Genomic DNA, 18090 nt, shown 5'->3' with positions numbered 1-18090 from the left:
TCTGCGGGGAGCGCGCCGATCGGGTCACAGTGGTGGGATGCGGACTCGGGAGGTGCTGTTGCTCGCGACCGTCGCGACGGTCGCACCGCTCTGGCTGGCCGGCATGACCGGCACGGCGGACGGCGGTGACGCCACACGCCATCCGGTCCGGACGACGCCCGCCGCCGACGGTCCGGCCTCGCCGGACGCCCGGGCGCTCTCGGTGCTCCGTCGGTGGGACAGGCTGCGCTCGCACGCCTGGGCGACCGGCGACCCGGCCGCTCTGATCCGGCTCTACGTGACGGGCTCGACCACCGGTGAGCGCGACGCCGACGACCTCCGCCGGTGGACCCGTCGCGGCCTGAGGGTCGCCGGGCTCCGCCAGCAGGTCGCCGAGCTCCGGGTCACCGACCGTCACCCCGGCCGGCTCGTCCTCGTCGTGACCGAACGCACCGTCGGCGGTGTCGCCGCCGGCGCGAGCCGGCCTACGGCGGTGCCGGCGAGTGCCTGGGCGACCCACCGGATACTCATGCGGCGGACGGCCGCGGGATGGAAGGTCGCCGAGGCGAGCGCTCAGCCGGCGAGATGACCCCAGCGGGTGGCGATCCGCTCCCAGGGGCCGCTGTCGGCGACCCGGCCCTCGACCAGGACGACGACCCGGTCGGCCTGTGCGAGAGCGGCGACCTTGGAGGTCGCACCGATCACCGTGGCGCCCCGCTCGCGCAGCGCGGTCCAGAGCTCGACCTCGGTCGTGGCGTCGAGCGCCGAGGAGACGTCGTCCGCGAGCAAGAGGTCGGCGTCGCATGCGAGCGCCCGGGCCAGGGCGAGGCGCTGCACCTGGCCACCCGACAGACGCACGCCGCGGTGCCCGACGAGGGCATCGGGTCCACCCGCGTCGGAGACGTCACGCTCGAGGCGAGCGGCCTCGACCGCGGGCATGACGTCGCGGCCGGGGTGGTCGAGTGCGATGTTGCCGCGGAACGTGCCGGACAGGACCCGCGGCACCTGGGCGACGTGGGCGACCCGGCCGGGTCGCAGGTCGGCCTGGTGGTCGGCGAGCACCTGACCGTTCCAGCGGATCTCTCCGGTGCTGCTCACCAGGCCGGCGAGAGCCCCGAGCAGGCTCGACTTCCCGGACCCGACCTGGCCCAGCAGGAGCACCAGCTCGCCGGGCACCAGCTCGAGGTCGACGTCGCTGACGCCGATCGTCCCGTCGTCGTGGACGGCCGTGAGGCCCGTCAGGTGCAGCTCGGTCAGCGGATCGCGCAGCGCGGGCGCCGGGTCGGGCGCGATGCCCTCGACGAGATGCACGCCCTCGGGCAGGTGCATCAGGTCGCCTCCGCCCGCGAGACGACTGGTCGCGCGCATCCACGCGCGGACGCCCGGCGCCTCGGTGATCACCGTGCCGGCGACCCGCCCGAACCAGTCGAAACCGTTGACCGCACCCGCGACCATCAACGCCGTGGCCAACCCCCACCACCCGGCGACCAGGATCGCCCAGGCGGCCACGACTCCCACCTGCACCATGACGATCGGCACACCGTCGAGCATCGCCTGCACGCGGTGCTCGCGGACGGCCGCGTCGACGCGTCCACCGTCGACCTCGCGCAGGTGACGGTGGACGTCGGGCGTCGCTGCCGCGAGCTTGACCGTGCGGATCGAGTCCAGCGAGGAGACCAGCGACCGTCCGAAGCGGGCACGTGCCGCCGACGACGCTGCGGCGGAGCGACCGGCGACGCGACGACCGAACGACGACGCCACGGCCGACGCGGTCATCACCGTGAGCAGCACGGCTCCCGCCAGGACGGTGCCCGCGACGACCGCTGTCACGATCGCGATGAGGAGTCCGTTGAGAAAGTCGACCCAGCGGTCGGCGTAGCGGGCCAGGCGGTCGGCGTCCATCGTGCGGGCGACCACCTCACCCGGAGGCGTCCGCTCGAGACGGTGGGTGCTGGTCTGTCCGTGCAGGACCCGCGTGCGCGCCCGCAGCATCACCGAGATCCACCACTGCGGGTAGCGCCGGATGGCCACCGAGAGCAGCAGTGGCGAGCCGATGAGCGAGACGATCAGGAGCCCGACGAGCAGCACTGGTCGCTGGCCCTGCTGGAGGTCGGTGACGGCGTGGCCCCAGATCCAGCCGGTGATCGCGCCGAACGCCCCGGTGAGGGCGGTGACGAGGAAGATCGCCATCCCGAGCAGGCCCCACTGCGGCTCGACGAACAGGGCGTTCTTGGTCGCGCGGGCGAGGCTCGGCAGCGGCTGCAGCTCCGGGCTCGGTGGGGGAGCGCCGGTGCGCCGCCGGGTGCCGACGGCGCCGCTGGTCAGGGCGTGCTCGTCGGCAGCGACGGCGTTCCTGTCCACGTCACGCCCATCGGTCTCACGGAGGGCGGACTCGCGAGCACTGGCATCGAGCAGGCCGCGGAAGGCGCCGGGCCGATGGGACAGGACCTCGCGTGGCCCGCTCTGCATCACCCGGCCTCCGTCGAGGACCGCCACCTGCTCGGCACGTTCGGTGGTCGACAGACGGTGGGCCACCAGGATGCCCGTGCGTCCTTTCAGCAAGCGATCCGCGGCGCTCACGACCCGCGCCTCGGTGAGCGGGTCCATGCGAGCGGTGGCCTCGTCGAGGACGACTACGCGGACGTCACGCACCAGCAACCGCGCGAAGGCGACCAGCTGCTCCTCGCCGGCCGACAGGCTGGTGCCGCCCGGACCGAGGAGCGTGTCGAGCCCCTGAGGGAGGCCCGCGACCCAGGCCGAGAGGCCCAGCTCCGCGACGGCACCCTCGACCGTGGCGCGGGGAAGCTCGGCGAACAGGGTGATGTTCTCGGCCAGGGTGCCCGCCAGGATCTCGGTGCGCTGGGTGACGACACCCACGGCGGCCCGCAGCTGCTGGAGATCGAGGTGGCGTACGTCGATTCCGCCGAGCAGCAGCGACCCGGGCTCGGGCTCGACCGCGCGCGAGACCAGGGAGGCCAGGGTGGACTTGCCGGAGCCGGTGCGCCCGACGAGCGCGCACGTCGTACCGGCGGGGACGGTCAGGTCGACGCCCGACAGCGCGAACGTGCCGTGCTCGTAGGCGAAGTGGAGGTCGTCGAAGCGGACCGAAAGGGGCCCGTCGGGGAGGTCGAGGCCGCCCTCGGGCTCGGGGTCGGACGCCATCAGCTGGCGCAGCCGGATCACGGCCCCGAGGCCCTCCTGCAGGTCGGGTATGTGCCGGGCCAGCTGGTCGACCTGACCGACGAACATCGTGGTCACCAGGAACAGCGTCACCAGCGACGCCGTCGACAGCCGGTCGCCGAGGACCAGCAGGACGCCCACGAGCGCGGTGGCGGCCAGGACTCCGTGGAGGAGCACGCCCGTGCGTCGCCCGATGCCCGCCTCGAGCGACACGACGTCGGCGAAGCGGCGGTGGATCTGCCCGGCGAGCTCCGTGCAGCGACGCAGGACGTAGGGCTGGCCCAGGCTCGTGCGCAGGTCGTCGCGGGCCGCGACTCCTTCCTCCATCGCGGCGGCGTGGTCGGTCCAGGCCATCTCCTCGAGAACCTTGAGCTCGGCCAGGCGGGGCAGCATCCGCTTGACCAGCAGCAGCGCGCCGGCACCGGTCACGGGGAACAGGACGAACGCCGGCCACCAGGTCAGCCCGCCGACCAGCCACAGTGGACCGGCGGCCATGCCGACCCGGACGACCATCCAGATGTTCTGCCGGAGCAACGTGCCGACCTCGTGCGTGTCGTCGTCGATCCGGTCGAGCATCTCGCCCACGGCCTGCTCGCTCAGCTCGGACAGGGGTTGAGCCATGGCCGCGTCGAGGAGATCGGCTCGCAGCCTCCCCTCGGCCCGGTCGACGAGCCCGGCCCAGACCGTGCGGCCGATCGTGTCGAGCAACGAGCCGCCGACCACGCACAGCGCCAGGAGGTCCACGAGGCGGCTGGTCGGGTGCTGGGCGAGGTGCCCTGCGATCACCGAACCCAGCGACATCCCGACGGCGCTGATGAACGAGAAGACGATGGACATCCCCGCCAGCGGCGACTTCATCCGGTGCCACGTGACAGGCGTACGGCCCTCGGGCACCCGCGGCCTGGTGGTCGTCGGGCGGAGGGCGGAGGGGGCGAGGTCGGTGGTCGTCACGGCCCTCTGACGGTACGGCGGAGCACCGACAGGCTGCCTTCGATTTTTCCGAGCGCTTCGGCCCGGCTCAGCGCGCGCCCGCGAGCCCGGCCGCGACCACCGCCGTCACGTCCCGGTCGCGGAACTCGAACCCGCGGTCGAGCAACACCGCCGGGACCAGGTTGACCGAGCCGAGCACCTCCTCCGCCAGCGGACCCGCGGCGATCCGGATCGCGGGCGCCGGCACCGGCAGCACGGCCGGGCGGCCGACCGCTCGGGCCAGCGCACGGTTGAACTCGGCCATGGTCGGTGTCTCGGGGCAGCACAGGTTGACCGGGCCGCTCGCCTCCGGGTCCTCGGCCAGATGCACGACCGCGGCGAGCCAGTCGCGCAGCGAGACCATCGGGAAGTACTGCCTCCCGCTGCCGAGCCTTCCGCCGGCTCCCAGCCGGTACAGCCGCCGCAGCATCCGGAGCGGCTCGGACTCGCGGTCCATCACCGGCGCCGTCCGGAGGACGCACACCCGAGCCCCCGCCTCGACCGCCGGCTGCGCCGCGGCCTGCCACGCCCGGGTCACCTCACCCATCAGCGTGTGGCCGCGGCTGTCGCCCTCCTCGGTCACGGGGTGGTCACCGTGATCGCCGTAGACAGCGACCGCGTTGCCCGCCAGGAACGCCGGTCGGCCGGGCGAGGCCGCGATCGCCTCGGCGAGCGTGCGGGTGGTCGTGACGCGCGACTCGCGCAGGGCATCGGCCCACCGCTTCGAGTACGGGTTGCCGATGGTCGGGCTGCCGGCCACGTTGACCACGACGTCGGAGTCCTCGACCACCTGGGCGTCGACCTGGCCGGTGGCGGGGTCCCACCGGGACTCGTCGTCGGCGGCCGCCTCACGGCGTACCAGGGACGTCGTGGTGTGGCCGCGGTGCCGAAGGGCCGCGGTCAGGTGCCGCCCGAGGAACCCGGACGCACCACCGACCAGAACGTGCACGGTCCCACTCTGCCATCCGGTGAACCTGCACCGGGCGCGAGCGGCTCAGGACCGGTCAGGCCTGGGCCCGTTCGTCGCTGCCGCTCTGCTCGGCGTCGTCGTTCCGCTCACGCTCGTCGATCCTCTGTTGCTTGCGCACGACCGGCGACGAGTCGAGTCCCAGGATCCCGGCGAGCAGGAGCGAGAGTCCCAGCCCGGTGCCGGCCAGCGCCCATGGCGCCGTGCGCACCGTCTCGCCGAAGAGACCGACGCCCAGGGCGATCGCGACCAGCGGCAACGTCGAGTCCATGACCGGCGTGCTGGCCGCCAGGGGACCCGCCTGATAGGCGTTCTGGACCAGGAACGCGCCGAGGAGGCTGACCGCGATCAGAAGATAGGGCTCCCAGGTGAGGAAGATCTGCAGGAAGCCCTGCGGCAGAAGCGTGATGGTCGCGTCGTACAGGGCTGACTGCAGCCCCATGGCGCACGCTCCCGCGAACGCGATGCCACCGGCCTTGGCCGGCCCGGACCTGAAGCGGGCGAAGGCCAGCCCCGCCGCCACGACGACGGCCACGCCGACGAGGGCCGGGATCCAGGTGAGCAACGGCTGCACCGGCTGACCGGTCTGCGGATCGGCGGACACCATCCCGACCGCGAGCCCGGCGACGACGGCGACGACGGCGCACCACTCGCGCGGGCCCAGCCGCAGCCCCCGGAGCCGCACCGAGGCGGGGATCGCGAAGAGGAGCTCGGAGACGATCAGGGGCTGGACCAGGATCAGCGGACCGAAGCTCAGAGCCAGCGCCTGGAAGCCGTAGGAGAGGACGGCGAGCCCGATGCCGATCACCCACCCCCGGTCACGGGCGAGCTCGACCACCAGGCGCAGGGACATCCTCTCGTCGCTGGGCCGCTGGGCCGCCGCCCGCTGCTGGAGCACTCCGGATGCGGCGAGGCACAGACCGGCGAGTACGGCGCTGACCGCCGAGATCAGGATGCTCACGGCTCAGCCACCTGACGGCCCTGGCCCCGACTGCGCGGACGGAGCGGTCAGCAGCGGCGAGCGGGTGAGCACCGTGATCCCCGCCAGCATGGTCAGCAAGGACGCTCCCATCAGGTAGACGTACGGCGGGTCTGAGCGCACCCCTCCGTGCAGGACCCAGACGCTGATCGCCATCGCGCACAGCAGCTGGCCGGTGACCACCGCCGGGTAGGAGGCGGGGAGCGGAGCCGCCTCGAAGGCGCTCTGGACCATCAGCGTGCCCAGGAGGGCGACGCCGACGACGGCGTACGGTCGCCACCCGGCCAGGGTCGCCGCGGGACCGCGCTGGCTCAGTGAGTGGACGGCCGCCTTCACCAGCACCGTCTGCAGCCCGAAGAGGACGCCGGCAGACCCGCCCAGGAGCGTTGCCCGCCGGGCCCCGGCCCGGCGGCTGGCGATGCCGGCCACGCCGACGGAGAGCAGCACCGGCAGGACGATCGCGAACAGCCACCCGGCGCTGTCGACGTCGCCCGCCTGCGGCCGGGCGCTGAGCAGGAAGACCACGATGCTGGCCAGCAGTCCGAACGCGGCCGCCAGGTCGCGCAGCGGCACCCGGTGCCAACCCCAGAGCGCGGCGACGACCAGCGCGAACACCAGCCTGGTCAGGAACACCGCCTCGACGAGGACGACGCTGCCGGTCGTCAGAGCACCGGCGAAGAGCGCGTTGCCCAGCAGCGAGAACCCCACACCGGCCAGCCACTCCGGACGCCGGGCCAGCCACCACAGCAGCCGCGGCGAGAGGTTCGCGTCCGGTGGCGCGCGCATTGCGACCCGCTGCTGCACCACCTCGCCGACACCCACGATCAGGGCGGCCAGGAGCGCGAGCGAGTACACCATGGCGCCTCCAGGAGAACGGGTCGTCCCTCCGGTGCCCGCGACCTCGCGGCCCCATGCGTGGGCTGCTCCCCGTGCTTGACAGCCGGGACTTCGGGTACCGGCACCCGTGGCGCACCACCGGATCCTGCTGGTCTCGGCGGCGATGGGTGGCGGGCACCTCCAGATCGCCCGGGAGCTCGAACGCCGACTCCGCGCTCGCGGTCACACCACACTGCTGGTCGACCAGCTGAGCGTGATGCCGGGTCCCACGGGCCGCTGGCTCGGACGGCTCTACATCTGGCTCGTGAACCGCGCGCCGAGGATCTACCAGTGGGTGTACCAGACGTTCTTCCTGGCCCGTCAGAAGGGCGGCGAGCGGGCGGGCGTCCCGGTGCGCCTCGCTCTGTCGGGCCTGCGCCGCGTGGCCGACGGATTCCGCCCCGACCTCGCGGTCTCGACGTACCCCTTGTGCTCCCTGGCGCTCGGGGAGCTACGCCGCCGCGGGCAGCTGTCGTGTCCCGCGGTGACGGTGTTGACGACGTTCTCGGTGAACTACCTCTGGTTGCACCCCGCCGTGGATCTCGAGCTGTGCATCTCCGGACCCGCCGCCGAGGACGTCACCCGCCGTACCGGTCGCCCCGCCGCGGTGTGTGGGCCCGTTGTCCGCGACGCGTTCTGGGACCATGCCGGCGACGGTGTCGGGGTCCGCGAGGGCCTCGGCGTCGACGGTGACCGGCATCTGGCGCTGGTCACCACCGGCTCCATGGGCCTGGTCGGGGACGCCGTCACCGCGGCCGAGGCCATCGCTTCCCTGCCGGACTGGGTCCCGGTCGTGCTCTGCGGCCACAGCGAGATGTTGGCCGAGCAGCTCGCCCAGGTGGAGGGGGCCGTCGCCGTCGACTGGTCGGACGACATGCCCTCGATGATGGCGGCCGCCGACGTGCTGGTCGACAACAACTGCGGGATGGCCGCCAAGGAGGCGCTGGCCTGCGGACTGCCGGTCGTCACGTTTCGGCCGATCAGCGGCCACGGCCGCGACGACACCGATGCCCTCGCCGGGCTCGGGCTCACCGACCGGGTTGACGAGGTGTCAGAGCTCCAGGCCGCGCTGGCGCGCATCCTGCACGACCCGCGATGCCGGCGCGACCGTGAGGACCGGGGCCGCGCCCTGTTCGTCGCCGACGCCGCCGAGATGCTCGAGCAGGTCGCCGCCCGTGCAGGGCGCTAGACCTCGAACTGGCCGGCCTCGAGCCGCGCCTTCACCTCCGACAGGAACCGAGCGGCGTCCGCACCGTCGACCAGCCGGTGGTCGTAGGTCAGCGCGAAGTAGACCATCTGCCGGACCGCGATGGTCTCGCCGAGGTTCGGGTCGTCGATCACCACCGGGCGCTTCACCACTGCACCGGTGCCGAGGATCGCGACCTGCGGCTGGTTGATGATCGGGGTGTCGAACAACGCGCCCCGGCTGCCGGTGTTGGTCAGTGTGAAGGTGCCGCCGGAGAGCTCGTCCGGGGTGATCTTGTTGGTGCGCGTGCGCTCCGCGACGTCGGCGATCTTGCGGGCCAGGCCCGCGATCGACAGGTCGCCCGCCTCCTTGATCACCGGCGTGAGCAGGCCACGCTCGGTGTCGACGGCGATCGCGAGGTTCTCGACGTCGAAGTAGGTCACCTCGCCCTTCTCGGTGTCGATCGCGGCGTTCAGGCTCGGATGGGCCTTCAGGGCATCGATCGCCGCCTTGGCGAAGAACGGCATGAACGACAGCTTCACGCCCTCGCGTGCGGCGAAGTCGGCCTTCACGGAGTCGCGCAGCCGCGAGATCGAGGTGACGTCGACCTCGACGACGGTCGTCAGCTGCGCGCTGACGTGCAGCGACTCGACCATCCGCTGGGCGATCACCTTGCGCAGCCGGGTCATCGGCTCGGTCTTGCCCCGGAGCGGTGACGGGACCGGCGCACCCGGCGCGGGAGCCGTGGGGGCGGCCGGCGCGGGCTGCTCGGGCTGGGCCGCGGCCGCAGCCGCCGCGGCGGGCCGGGTCGGTGCGGTGTCCTTGCCCTGCTTCTGCGCTGCGTCGAGCACGTCCTGCTTGCGGATACGACCGCCCACCCCGGTGCCGACGATGTCGGCCAGGTCGACGCCGTGCTGGGCCGCCATCTTCCGCACCAGGGGCGTCACGTACGCCGAGGAGTCGCGGCCGCCAGACGGTTCACCCGCCGCTTCGGCCGAGGGTGCTGCCGGCGTCGCGTGGGCGGCGGGCTGCTCGGGGACCTCGGGCTCGGGGGCCGACTCCGGCTGCGGCTCGGCCTCGGCCTCGGGCGCGGCCTCGGCCGCCTGCTCCTGCTCCTGCTCCTCGGCGGGCTGCTCCTCGGCCTGCTTCTGCTCGGCCTCCGGCTCCGTCGGGGCGGCCTGGCCGCCGTCGCCCGCAGGCGCCTGACCGGAGCCGATCACGGCCAGCTCGGCGCCGACCTCGACGGTCTCGTCCTCGTTGACCTTGATCTCGAGCAGCGTCCCCGCCGCCGGCGATGGGATCTCGGTGTCGACCTTGTCGGTGGAGACCTCGAGCAACGACTCGTCGGCCGCCACCTCGTCGCCGACCTGCTTGAGCCAGCGGGTCACCGTGCCCTCCGTCACCGACTCGCCGAGCTCCGGGAGCCGGACGACGGTCTGCTCCCCGGACGACCGGGAGGCCCCGCTTGTCGCCGCGGCGACCTCCTCACGCGGTGCCTCGTCCTGGGTGTCGGCCTGCTCGGCCTGCTCGGCCTGCTCGGCCTGCTGCGGTGCCTCCTGGCCGGGCGTCGCTTCCTGCTCGGCCTGGTCGTGGGCCTCGCCGCGCTCCACCCTCTCCTCGTCGAGCGGGGTCTCCGCGGGCTGCTCCTGCTCCTGCTGCTCCTCCGGTTGCGGCTCCGGCTCCGGCTCTGGCTCCGCCTCGGCTTGAACGGGCTGAGCTTGCTCGGGCTGGGCCTGCTCGGACTGCTCGTCGCCGCCGGACTCGCCACCCCCGTCGCCGCCACCCGACTCGTCGGCGGACCCGATCATCGCGAGCACGGCTCCGACCTCGACGGTGTCGTCCTCGTTCGCCTTGATCTCCAGCAGGGTGCCGGCGACCGGTGACGGGATCTCGGTGTCGACCTTGTCCGTCGAGACCTCGAGCAGGGGCTCGTCGACCGCGACCGCGTCGCCGACCTGCTTGAGCCATCGGGTGACCGTGCCCTCGGTGACTGATTCGCCGAGCTCGGGGAGGTTGACTTCGGTGGCCATGTGAGTGGGGCTCTTCCTGTTTGTCTGTGTCTCTGGCAGTCGCGGTCAGGCGTGGGCGTGCAGAGGCTTCCCGGCCAGGGCCAGATGGGCCTCGCCGAGCGCCTCGGTCTGGGTCGGGTGCGCGTGCACGAGGGGGGCGACGTCCTCGGCGTACGCCTCCCAGTTGTAGATCAGCTGGGCCTCGCCGATGAGCTCTCCGACCCGGTCGCCGACCAGGTGCACGCCGATGACGGGGCCGTCCTTGCGCCGGACCAGCTTCACGAAGCCCTGCGTCATCAGGATCTGGCTCTTCCCGTTGCCGCCGAGGTCGTAGGTCACGGTCTCCACCGCGTCGTCGCTGTACGCCGCGCGTGCGGCCGCCTCGTCGAGCCCGACCGAGGCGACCTCGGGGTGGCTGTAGGTCACCCGGGGGATGCCCGCCTCGTCGATCGGCGACGGCTCGAGACCGGCGATGTCCTCGGCCACGAAGATGCCCTGCTGGAAGCCGCGGTGCGCGAGCTGGAGCCCCGGGACGATGTCCCCCACGGCGTACACGTTCTCGAGGTTCGTCCGGCACCGCTCATCGGCGAGCACGAACCCGCGCTCCATGGCCACGCCCTGCTCGTCGTACCCGAGCCCGTCGCTCGTCGGACCGCGCCCGACCGCCACCAGCAGCAGCTCGGCCTCGATCACGTCACCACCTTCGACGGTGACCGCGACGCCCTCGTCGGCGACCTTCACGCTCTGGAACGGCGTGCCGGTGCGGATCTGGATCCTGCGCTTGCGGAAGGCCCGCTCGAGGGCCTTCGACGACGCCTCGTCCTCGACGGGAAGGAGCCGGGGGAGCGCCTCGACGATCGTGACCTCGGCGCCGAAGCTCGCCCACACGCTCGCGAACTCGCAGCCGATCACGCCGCCTCCGAGGACGACCACCGACGACGGCACGCGGTCGAGGCGCAGGGCGTGCTCGGAGGTGAGCACCCGCTCGCCGTCGATGTCGAGGCCCGGCAGCGAGCGGCTGTACGAGCCGGAGGCCAGCACCAGGTGCCGGCCGGCGTACGTCGTGTCGCCCACGGTCAACTGCCTCAGACCGGTCATCCGGCCCTCGCCCTCGATGACGGTGATCCCGCGGCCCTGGATCAGCCCGGTGAGGCCCTTGAAGAGCCGGGCGACGACCTTGTCCTTGTAGGAGTTCACGCCGACCATGTCGATGCCGTCGAGAGTCGCGGTCACGCCGAACTGCGCCGACTCGCGGGTCTGGTCGGCGATCTCGGCCGCGTGGAGGAGTGCCTTGGTGGGGATGCAGCCGATATGGAGGCAGGTGCCGCCGAGGTTCCCCTTCTCGACGAGGCCGACCGAGAGCCCGAGCTGGGCGGCCCGGAGAGCGCATGCGTAGCCGCCGGATCCTGCCCCGAGAATGAGTACGTCGAACTCGCCGTCGGTCACCCGGTCATCCTTGCACTCTCGGCCATGCCGATCGCAAGGAGGGCGAGGAGGTCGCGGCTGCACGGCGGCTCACGCTCGACCGGGCATCATGGCCCCATGAAATTCTTCGGACGCGGTCGGGGGCCGCGGCAGCGACGCCCGAGCGGCGACGCGGCCCGGACCGGCTCGACGCGGGTGCGGGCGTCGTCCGACGCGGACGAGCAGCACCTCGACGGCTTCGCCTCGACCCGCGAGGGCGTGGAGGGCTTCGTCGAGCCCCGGACCGCGGTCAGCGACGTGACCCTGCTCCTGGTGGCCTGGGACGGCGAGTACACGCGCCGCCGCGTGCCGTCCACCGACTGGGCCTACAAGTTCTGCCAGCGCCGCGGGATCTCGGCGTACGAGGCCGGCGTCGTCGGCATCCCTCAGCGGATGCGGGAGTACATCAAGCGGCAGAAGGCGCGCGGTCAGGCCTGACCCGTGAGCGTCCGCGCGTAGTCGACCAGAGTCGTCAGGGCGAAGCCCGTGCCTCCCGGCGTCAGATGGCCCGCGGCGCCGGCGGTGTTGAACGCCGGACCCGCGATGTCGAGGTGGGCCCAGGGCCGCCCGTCGGTGAACTCCCGGAGGAACGCGGCGGCGAAGAGTCCACCGCCCCAGCGGTTCCAGTCGTGCTGGGCGAGGTCGGCGATCTTGCTCCCGCGCACCCGGTCGACCACGTCCTGCGGGATCGGCATCCGCCAGAGCTTCTCGCCGGACTCCCGGCCGGACTCGACCAGCGGTGCGACGACCTCGTCGCTGCCGAACGCCGCGCCCACGCGGTTGCCCAGCGCCTGCATCATGTGACCGGTCAGGGTGGCCACGTCGATGATGGTGTCGGGCTGCTCCTCGACCGCGCGCTGGAGACCGTCGGCCATCACCAGCCGGCCCTCGGCGTCGGTGTTGAGCACCTCCACGGTCTTGCCGCCGTAGATGCTGATCACGTCGCCGGGCCGCATGCTGCTGCCGGACACCATGTTCTCGGCCAGGCAGGCGTACGCCGTGACGCGCAGCGGCAGGCCGAGCCTCGCGATCGCCAGCGTGGCCTGGGTGACCGTCGCCGCCCCGGCCATGTCGCACTTCATCGTCTCCATGCCCTTGGCCGTCTTGATGCTCAGGCCGCCGGAGTCGAAGGTGATGCCCTTGCCGACGAGCGCGAGATGGGCGAACGGTTCGGCGGGGGAATAGCGGAGCTCCACCAGCCGCGGTGGGGCGCTCGAGCCGCCCCCGACGCCGAGCAGGCCGCCGCAGCCGAGCTCGGTCAGCGTCGCCTCGTCGAGGACCGTGGCCGTGACCTTGGTGCCCTTCGTGGCACGAGAGATCTCCTCGGCGAACGCCGGCGGCGTGAGGTCACCGGCCGGCGTGTTCACCCAGTCGCGCACGCCCTGCACGGCCGCGGCCACCACCTGGGCCTCCTCGAACGTCGTGCCGGCCTCGCCGCGGCGCGCGGCCGGGCTCAGCACGGTGACCGTGCCGGCCCGCTTGTCCGGGTCCTTGGACTGGTACCGCGAGAACGCGTACCCGCCGAGCAGGTAGCCCTCCAGCACGTTGCGGATCAGCCCGGCGTCGTCGGCCGGGAGTGCGAGTGCGACCGAGGCGGCGTTGGCGGTCGACCGGGCGGCGACACCGGCGGCCCGGCGTACGGCGAGGAGCTCCGTGGCTCGGTCGGCGGGCTTCTCGCCCAACCCGACGAGCACCAGCAAGGGGCTGGACAGCTTGCCGCCGGTCGGCACCCGGGTCACCTCGCCCGTCTTGCCGGTGAAGCCGAGCGTGCTCAGGAGCGGGCGGAGTGACCGCCCGAAGGCGGTGCCGACATCCTCCGCCCCGGCCGCGAGGGTGACGCCCCCCTTGGGGTCCTTCCAGGCCCCGACGACCACGGCGTCGGCCCGCGTCTTGGCCGGGCTCGCGCCCCGCAGGTGGTAGCTGGTCACCGGGTCACCCTAGCCAGCGGTCAGGGGCAAATCCGGGGTCCCTGCTGAGGGGTCCCGCCCGGTGTAGGTTCGCGGGCATGGCCGAGGTGAGCGGTACGCCGCTGCTGCAGTCGCCGCTGCACGACCGGCACGTGGCCCTCGGGGCGAAGTTCGCCGAGTTCGGCGGCTGGTCGATGCCGCTGGAGTACCCCTCCGGCGTGGTCAAGGAGCACACCGCCGTCCGCGAGGCGGTCGGCATCTTCGACGTCAGCCACCTCGGCAAGCTGATGGTCACCGGCCCCGGCGCCGCGGGGTACGTCAACGCGACGCTGAGCAACGACCTCGGCAAGATCCGGCACGGCAAGGCGCAGTACACGCTGTGCTGCGACGCCGAGACCGGCGGGATCGTCGACGACCTGATCGCCTACTTCGAGGACGACGAACACGTGCTCCTGGTCCCGAACGCCGCCAACTCCGCCGAGGTCGCGCGCCGGCTGACCGCCGGGGCGCCCGAGGGCGTCAGGGTGCTCGACCACCACCGGCAGTACGCCGTCCTGGCCGTGCAGGGCACGAATTCCGACGAGGTGCTCGACGCGGTCGGGTTCCCGTCCGGCCACGAGTACATGTCGTTCGCCGAGGTCGAGTTCGAGGACAGCGGCGTCGTGGTCTGTCGCACCGGCTACACCGGCGAGCGTGGCTACGAGCTGATCGCGCGCAACGAGGTCGCCGGGAGCCTGTGGGACCGGTTGCTCGAGGCCGGTACGCCGTTCGGCATGCTGCCGTGCGGTCTCGGCGCCCGCGACACCCTGCGCACGGAGATGGGATACCCCCTGCACGGGCAGGACATCACCCTCGACGTCACGCCGAACCAGGCCGGTCTCGGCTGGGCGGTCGGCTGGAAGAAAGACGCCTTCTGGGGGCGCGACGTGCTCCTGAAGGAGAAGGAGTCCGGACCCCAGCGCCGGCTGCGCGGTCTGCTGGCGCTCGAGCGCGGCATCCCACGGCCGGGCATGCTGGTGAGCCTGGTGCCCGACGTACCGCTGTGCGAGATCACGTCCGGCACCTACTCGCCGACCTTGAGGAAGGGGATCGGGATGGCGCTGGTACCGACCTTCGTCGACCCGGAAGCCGAGCTCGGCGTGCAGATCCGGACCCGTCGCGAGATCTTCGCGTCCACCAAGCTCCCCTTCGTCGACACCTCGGTCCGGGAGTCGTGACGGTCCGATGAACCTCCCCGAGCAGCCCGCGACCTTCCGCCCGCCCTCGCCCGCCGAGCGGCCGTGGTGGTGGAAGCTCCTCGACCCCGCCGGCAAGGAGGCCCGGGTGCCGGAGGAGTACGCGAGCCAGCGCTTCGCCTCGCAGGCCGACGCCGAGTCGTGGGTCGGCGAGGTGTGGGCGGAGCTCTCCGCGGCCGGCGTCGACGCGGTCACGCTCTTCGAGCACGAACGCGAGGTCTACGGGCCGATGTCCCTGTCCGCGTGACGTTGCCGGCTCCCGTCGAGGCGGTCTGCACGACGTTCCTCTCGGCCGTGCCCGAGGGTCTCGTCTCCGGGCTGTACCTGCACGGCGGGCTCGCGTTCGGCGAATGGGTCGAGGGCAAGAGCGACGTCGACTTCACCGCGACTCTCGCCTGCCGTGCCTCCTCTGACGACGTGGCGGCGCTGCGAGCGGCTCACGAGATCGTGGCCGCGACACACGGGGACGCACCGATGCTCGACGGTGTCCACGTGCTTGCCTCCGACCTGGCCCGTCATCCCGACGAGTGCCCCGACCGGCCGACCGTGTTCATGCACACGTTCGAGGCCGCCGGACGCTTCAGCCTCAGCCCCGTCTCCTGGCACGAGCTCGCCCGGCACGGCGTCACGGTGTCCGGGCCGCCGGTGGAGTCGCTCGGCATCTGGACCGACGACGACGCGCTGCGCGCGCACACGATCCACAACCTCGACACCTACTGGCGGCGACATGCCGAGGCCTGTGCCGCCGATCCCGGAGGCGCTTCGGTGCCGTTCGCGTGTGAGTGGGTGGTGCCGGGGGTCGCGCGCCTGCACCATCTCCTCGTGACCGGCGAGCAGACCTCGAAGTCACGAGCCGCGCGGTGGGGCCTCAGCTACTACCCGGAGCGCTTCCGCCGGGTGCTCCACGAGTCGCTCCGGATCCGTGAGGGTGCCGCCGAGCCGCAGTACGACGACGTGCTCGAGCGTGGCCGCGACGTCGCGGCCTTCGCGGCCTACGTCGTGGAGGAGGGTGTCAGCCTTCCGTGGAGGGAGTGAGCTCGCCGACCGGGACCTCGGCCTCCAGCCGGTTGCCGCGCGGAGCGAGGGGGCAGGCCCAGCTCGGGTCGTAGGCGCACGAGGGGTTGTAGGAGAAGTTGAGGTCGATCACCCAGGCGCCCCCCTCGCGACCGAGGTCGGCGCCCTTGACCGTGTCGAGCAGATAGCGCCCGGCGCCGTACGTCGTGCGTCCCGCTGTGGCGTCGCGCAGCGGCACGAAGATCCCGTTGCCGTAGGACCCGAGCCACCACACGTCCAGCCCGCCGATGCCCGGGATCTCGAACCGGCCGGCTCTCGTGAAGGGCACCGCGCCGTCGCTGCCGGTGGTCGGCGCCCACTCCTCGGGCTCGGCGGGTTGCATCTCGAGCCGGAACCGGTACGCCGCGTCGTACCGCGCGTGCCGCAGCCCCTGCCCGGGCTGGCGGGCGGTGGCGGGGTGAGTGCGGAAGAGCGCGGTCCGTCGCTCGACCCACGCGGCGTGGGCGGTGGCCGGATCGGCGTTCGAGCGGACGTCCGCGTAGAGCGCGTGCACCTCCCGCCGCCACGAGGCGACGTGCTGCGACCAGGTGCACAGATCCTTCACCCCCACAGCATGACGAACGAGCGCCAGGATCGTGTGCCCGGGGACGGTCTCCAGACCGTCGTCAGGCACACGACCCGCAGAGCGGTTCAGGTGAGGGAGGGTGCGACGCCGGCCTCGGGCTCCTCGATCGGGAGCTCGCCCTCGACGATGCCTTCACGCTCGAGGAACCACTCGGCCATCCGGACCGAGAGCAGCGACTGCGTCGCCGGCCGACGCGACAGTGGCGTGGGTGGGATCAGTCGTTGCTGGGACTCCCCGCGTCGTGGCACTGGTCCATGGGACCAGGAACCGCCGACGGTCCTCTTGCGATCTTCTCTAGCCTCGTGCCATGCGCCCCTTCTCCCAGGTCGATGTCTTCTCCACCGAGCCGCTCACGGGCAACCCGGTCGCGGTCGTCCACGACGCGGACGGGTTGAGCGACGAGGAGATGCAGCGGTTCGCGCACTGGACGAACCTCTCGGAGACGACCTTTCTGCTGACGCCCACCGACCGTGCGGCCGACTACCGGCTCCGGATCTTCACGCCGAGCGCCGAGCTGCCGTTCGCCGGCCACCCGACGATCGGCAGCGCTCATGCGTGGCTCGAGGCCGGGGGGGAGCCGAGCTCCGACAGGGAGCTGGCGCAGGAGTGCGGCGCAGGGCTGCTCCGGATCCGGCGTACCGAACGACTCGCCTTCGCCGCCCCGCCGCTGCTGCGCGACGGACCGGTCTCGGACGACGAGCGCAGGCAGATCCTGACCGCGCTGCGCCTGGGCGACGACGACGTGGTCGACATCTCCTGGGGTGACAACGGCCCGGGCTGGGTGGTCGTCTTGATGCGCCACGCCGAGGCGGTGCTCGACGTGCGGCCCGACTGGTCGTCGTTCGGTGACCTCGACATCGGCGTCGTCGGCCCCTACCCGGAGGGTTCGGAGTGCGCCGTCGAGGTGCGCGCGTTCTGCCCGAGCATCGGCGTCGTCGAGGACCCGGTCACCGGAAGTCTCAACGCCAGCATCGGGCAGTGGCTTGCCGGCGAGAGCCTGCCCACGTCGTACGTCGCCTCGCAGGGCACCGCGCTCGGTCGCCGGGGCCGGGTCCACGTCGAGAAGGACGGCGACACGGTCTGGGTCGGCGGCGATGCGGCAACGACGATCAAGGGCACTGTCGGCGTCGGACCCTAACGTCGGGGCATGTTCGAGACACCGGACGAGCTCGACCGGCTCCAGTCGCTGCTCGACGCCTCGCACACACGGTCGACCGAGCACCTGCGCGGGATCATCAACGACGACCGCACGCTCTCGGCGACGCAGCTCGTCGGCCTCCTGACCGGGATGAAGGTGATCACGGCCGCCACCGTGACCGCGAGGGGGGAGCCGCGGATCAGTGCCATGGACGGCCACTTCCTGCACGGCACCTGGACCTTCTCCACCAGCCGCACGTCGGCGAAGGCGCGCCATCTGTCGAGCCGTCCGGCGGTCTCGGTGGCGCACGTCGACGGCGAGGCGCTCGCGGTGTTCAGCCACGGCCACGTCGTGGAGCTGGCGGGCGAGGAGCTCGCGGCGGTCGACGAGCACTGGACCTCTCATTACGGCTCGTCTCCGTTGTCGTGGGGCGACGTCGTGATGTGGCGGCTCGAGCCGACCTGGATGGTCGGCTACGCCTTTCAGCGCGAGCGGCTGCTCGCCGAGAGGGGCGTCACAGCCTGACGCCGGAACAACGTCCGCGGCCGCGAGGTTGCGGCCT

Annotated in this window: 17 protein-coding genes; 8 read left to right on the top strand and 9 right to left on the bottom strand. The window is 72.5% G+C overall.

The window, feature by feature from the left end:
- Nucleotides 1-37 precede the first annotated feature (37 nt).
- A complete protein-coding gene (locus VGK78_RS19815) occupies nt 38-568 on the top strand; it encodes a hypothetical protein (RefSeq protein ID WP_331529469.1) in 531 nt (176 codons plus the stop codon).
- Here the strand turns inward: VGK78_RS19815 and VGK78_RS19810 are convergent.
- The 4 genes from VGK78_RS19810 to VGK78_RS19795 form a co-directional block, all read right to left on the bottom strand.
- Nucleotides 553-4110 carry an ABC transporter ATP-binding protein gene (locus tag VGK78_RS19810; RefSeq protein WP_331529468.1) on the bottom strand — a complete coding sequence of 1186 codons (3558 nt, stop codon included), beginning with the start codon at nt 4108-4110 and terminating at the stop codon, nt 553-555. The genes VGK78_RS19815 and VGK78_RS19810 overlap by 16 nt on opposite strands.
- 67 nt (nt 4111-4177) lie before the next feature.
- Nucleotides 4178-5077: a TIGR01777 family oxidoreductase gene (locus tag VGK78_RS19805; RefSeq protein ID WP_331529467.1), complete on the bottom strand. Its 900-nt coding sequence runs from the start codon at nt 5075-5077 to the stop codon at nt 4178-4180.
- 55 nt (nt 5078-5132) lie between these two features.
- Nucleotides 5133-6056, bottom strand: a complete 924-nt coding sequence (locus VGK78_RS19800) for a DMT family transporter (RefSeq protein WP_331529466.1) — start codon at nt 6054-6056, stop codon at nt 5133-5135.
- 3 nt (nt 6057-6059) lie between these two features.
- Nucleotides 6060-6932 (bottom strand): DMT family transporter, encoded by an 873-nt coding sequence (locus tag VGK78_RS19795; protein ID WP_331529465.1) that lies wholly within the window; start codon nt 6930-6932, stop codon nt 6060-6062.
- 106 nt (nt 6933-7038) lie between these two features.
- On the opposite strand from VGK78_RS19795, the gene VGK78_RS19790 reads away from it, so the two are divergent.
- Nucleotides 7039-8139, top strand: coding sequence for an MGDG synthase family glycosyltransferase (locus VGK78_RS19790; protein WP_331529464.1), 1101 nt, complete (start codon nt 7039-7041; stop codon nt 8137-8139).
- On the opposite strand, the gene sucB is transcribed toward VGK78_RS19790, so the two are convergent.
- Together sucB and lpdA are read right to left on the bottom strand one after the other, a co-directional pair.
- Nucleotides 8136-10166, bottom strand: coding sequence for a 2-oxoglutarate dehydrogenase, E2 component, dihydrolipoamide succinyltransferase (gene sucB / locus VGK78_RS19785; protein ID WP_331529463.1), 2031 nt, complete (start codon nt 10164-10166; stop codon nt 8136-8138). The genes VGK78_RS19790 and sucB overlap by 4 nt on opposite strands.
- Nucleotides 10167-10211: 45 nt before the next feature.
- Entirely contained in the window at nt 10212-11591 is a 1380-nt protein-coding gene (lpdA, locus tag VGK78_RS19780; protein ID WP_331529462.1) for a dihydrolipoyl dehydrogenase, read from the bottom strand.
- 96 nt (nt 11592-11687) lie between these two features.
- Between lpdA and VGK78_RS19775 the strand changes: the two genes are divergently transcribed.
- Nucleotides 11688-12047, top strand: coding sequence for a hypothetical protein (locus tag VGK78_RS19775; protein ID WP_331529461.1), 360 nt, complete (start codon nt 11688-11690; stop codon nt 12045-12047).
- Here the strand turns inward: VGK78_RS19775 and VGK78_RS19770 are convergent.
- Nucleotides 12038-13537, bottom strand: a complete 1500-nt coding sequence (locus tag VGK78_RS19770) for a leucyl aminopeptidase (protein WP_331529460.1) — start codon at nt 13535-13537, stop codon at nt 12038-12040. The two genes, VGK78_RS19775 and VGK78_RS19770, sit on opposite strands and share 10 nt — an antisense overlap.
- Before the next feature lie 77 nt (nt 13538-13614).
- Here VGK78_RS19770 and gcvT point away from each other — a divergent pair, with 77 nt between their 5' ends.
- The 3 genes from gcvT to VGK78_RS19755 are packed head-to-tail and all read left to right on the top strand — an operon-like array spanning nt 13615 to nt 15786.
- Nucleotides 13615-14733, top strand: a complete 1119-nt coding sequence (gene gcvT / locus VGK78_RS19765; protein ID WP_331529459.1) for a glycine cleavage system aminomethyltransferase GcvT — start codon at nt 13615-13617, stop codon at nt 14731-14733.
- A gap of 7 nt (nt 14734-14740) precedes the next feature.
- Nucleotides 14741-14998: a hypothetical protein gene (locus VGK78_RS19760; protein WP_331529458.1), complete on the top strand. Its 258-nt coding sequence runs from the start codon at nt 14741-14743 to the stop codon at nt 14996-14998.
- Nucleotides 14995-15786, top strand: coding sequence for an aminoglycoside adenylyltransferase domain-containing protein (locus VGK78_RS19755; RefSeq protein ID WP_331529457.1), 792 nt, complete (start codon nt 14995-14997; stop codon nt 15784-15786). Before VGK78_RS19760 ends, VGK78_RS19755 begins: the two co-directional genes overlap by 4 nt.
- Here the strand turns inward: VGK78_RS19755 and VGK78_RS19750 are convergent.
- Complete coding sequence (locus tag VGK78_RS19750) at nt 15764-16369, bottom strand: DUF1684 domain-containing protein (RefSeq protein WP_331529456.1); 606 nt, start codon at nt 16367-16369, stop codon at nt 15764-15766. The genes VGK78_RS19755 and VGK78_RS19750 overlap by 23 nt on opposite strands.
- Nucleotides 16370-16455: 86 nt before the next feature.
- The gene (locus VGK78_RS19745; RefSeq protein ID WP_331529455.1) at nt 16456-16638 is read right to left on the bottom strand and encodes a hypothetical protein; all 183 of its coding nucleotides are present in this window, start codon (nt 16636-16638) and stop codon (nt 16456-16458) included.
- Between the two features lie 59 nt (nt 16639-16697).
- Between VGK78_RS19745 and VGK78_RS19740 the strand changes: the two genes are divergently transcribed.
- Nucleotides 16698-17528, top strand: coding sequence for a PhzF family phenazine biosynthesis protein (locus VGK78_RS19740; protein ID WP_331529454.1), 831 nt, complete (start codon nt 16698-16700; stop codon nt 17526-17528).
- Nucleotides 17529-17537: 9 nt separating this feature from the next.
- Entirely contained in the window at nt 17538-18053 is a 516-nt protein-coding gene (locus VGK78_RS19735; protein ID WP_331529453.1) for a pyridoxamine 5'-phosphate oxidase family protein, read from the top strand.
- Nucleotides 18054-18090: the final 37 nt, after the last annotated feature.

Origin of the sequence: Nocardioides sp., from assembly GCF_036503465.1 — a bacterium.
Classification (GTDB): domain Bacteria; phylum Actinomycetota; class Actinomycetes; order Propionibacteriales; family Nocardioidaceae; genus Nocardioides.
This window is presented reverse-complemented; position numbering and strand designations above follow the sequence as displayed.

Excerpts from the sequence above, each read along its gene's own strand:
- VGK78_RS19815 (WP_331529469.1), top strand. The coding sequence starts at position 38 with ATGCGGACTCGGGAGGTGCTGTTGCTCGCGACCGTCGCGACGGTCGCA.
- VGK78_RS19795 (WP_331529465.1), bottom strand. The coding sequence starts at position 6,932 with ATGGTGTACTCGCTCGCGCTCCTGGCCGCCCTGATCGTGGGTGTCGGC.
- sucB (WP_331529463.1), bottom strand. The coding sequence starts at position 10,166 with ATGGCCACCGAAGTCAACCTCCCCGAGCTCGGCGAATCAGTCACCGAG.
- VGK78_RS19775 (WP_331529461.1), top strand. The coding sequence starts at position 11,688 with ATGAAATTCTTCGGACGCGGTCGGGGGCCGCGGCAGCGACGCCCGAGC.
- gcvT (WP_331529459.1), top strand. The coding sequence starts at position 13,615 with ATGGCCGAGGTGAGCGGTACGCCGCTGCTGCAGTCGCCGCTGCACGAC.
- VGK78_RS19760 (WP_331529458.1), top strand. The coding sequence starts at position 14,741 with ATGAACCTCCCCGAGCAGCCCGCGACCTTCCGCCCGCCCTCGCCCGCC.
- VGK78_RS19740 (WP_331529454.1), top strand. The coding sequence starts at position 16,698 with ATGCGCCCCTTCTCCCAGGTCGATGTCTTCTCCACCGAGCCGCTCACG.
- VGK78_RS19735 (WP_331529453.1), top strand. The coding sequence starts at position 17,538 with ATGTTCGAGACACCGGACGAGCTCGACCGGCTCCAGTCGCTGCTCGAC.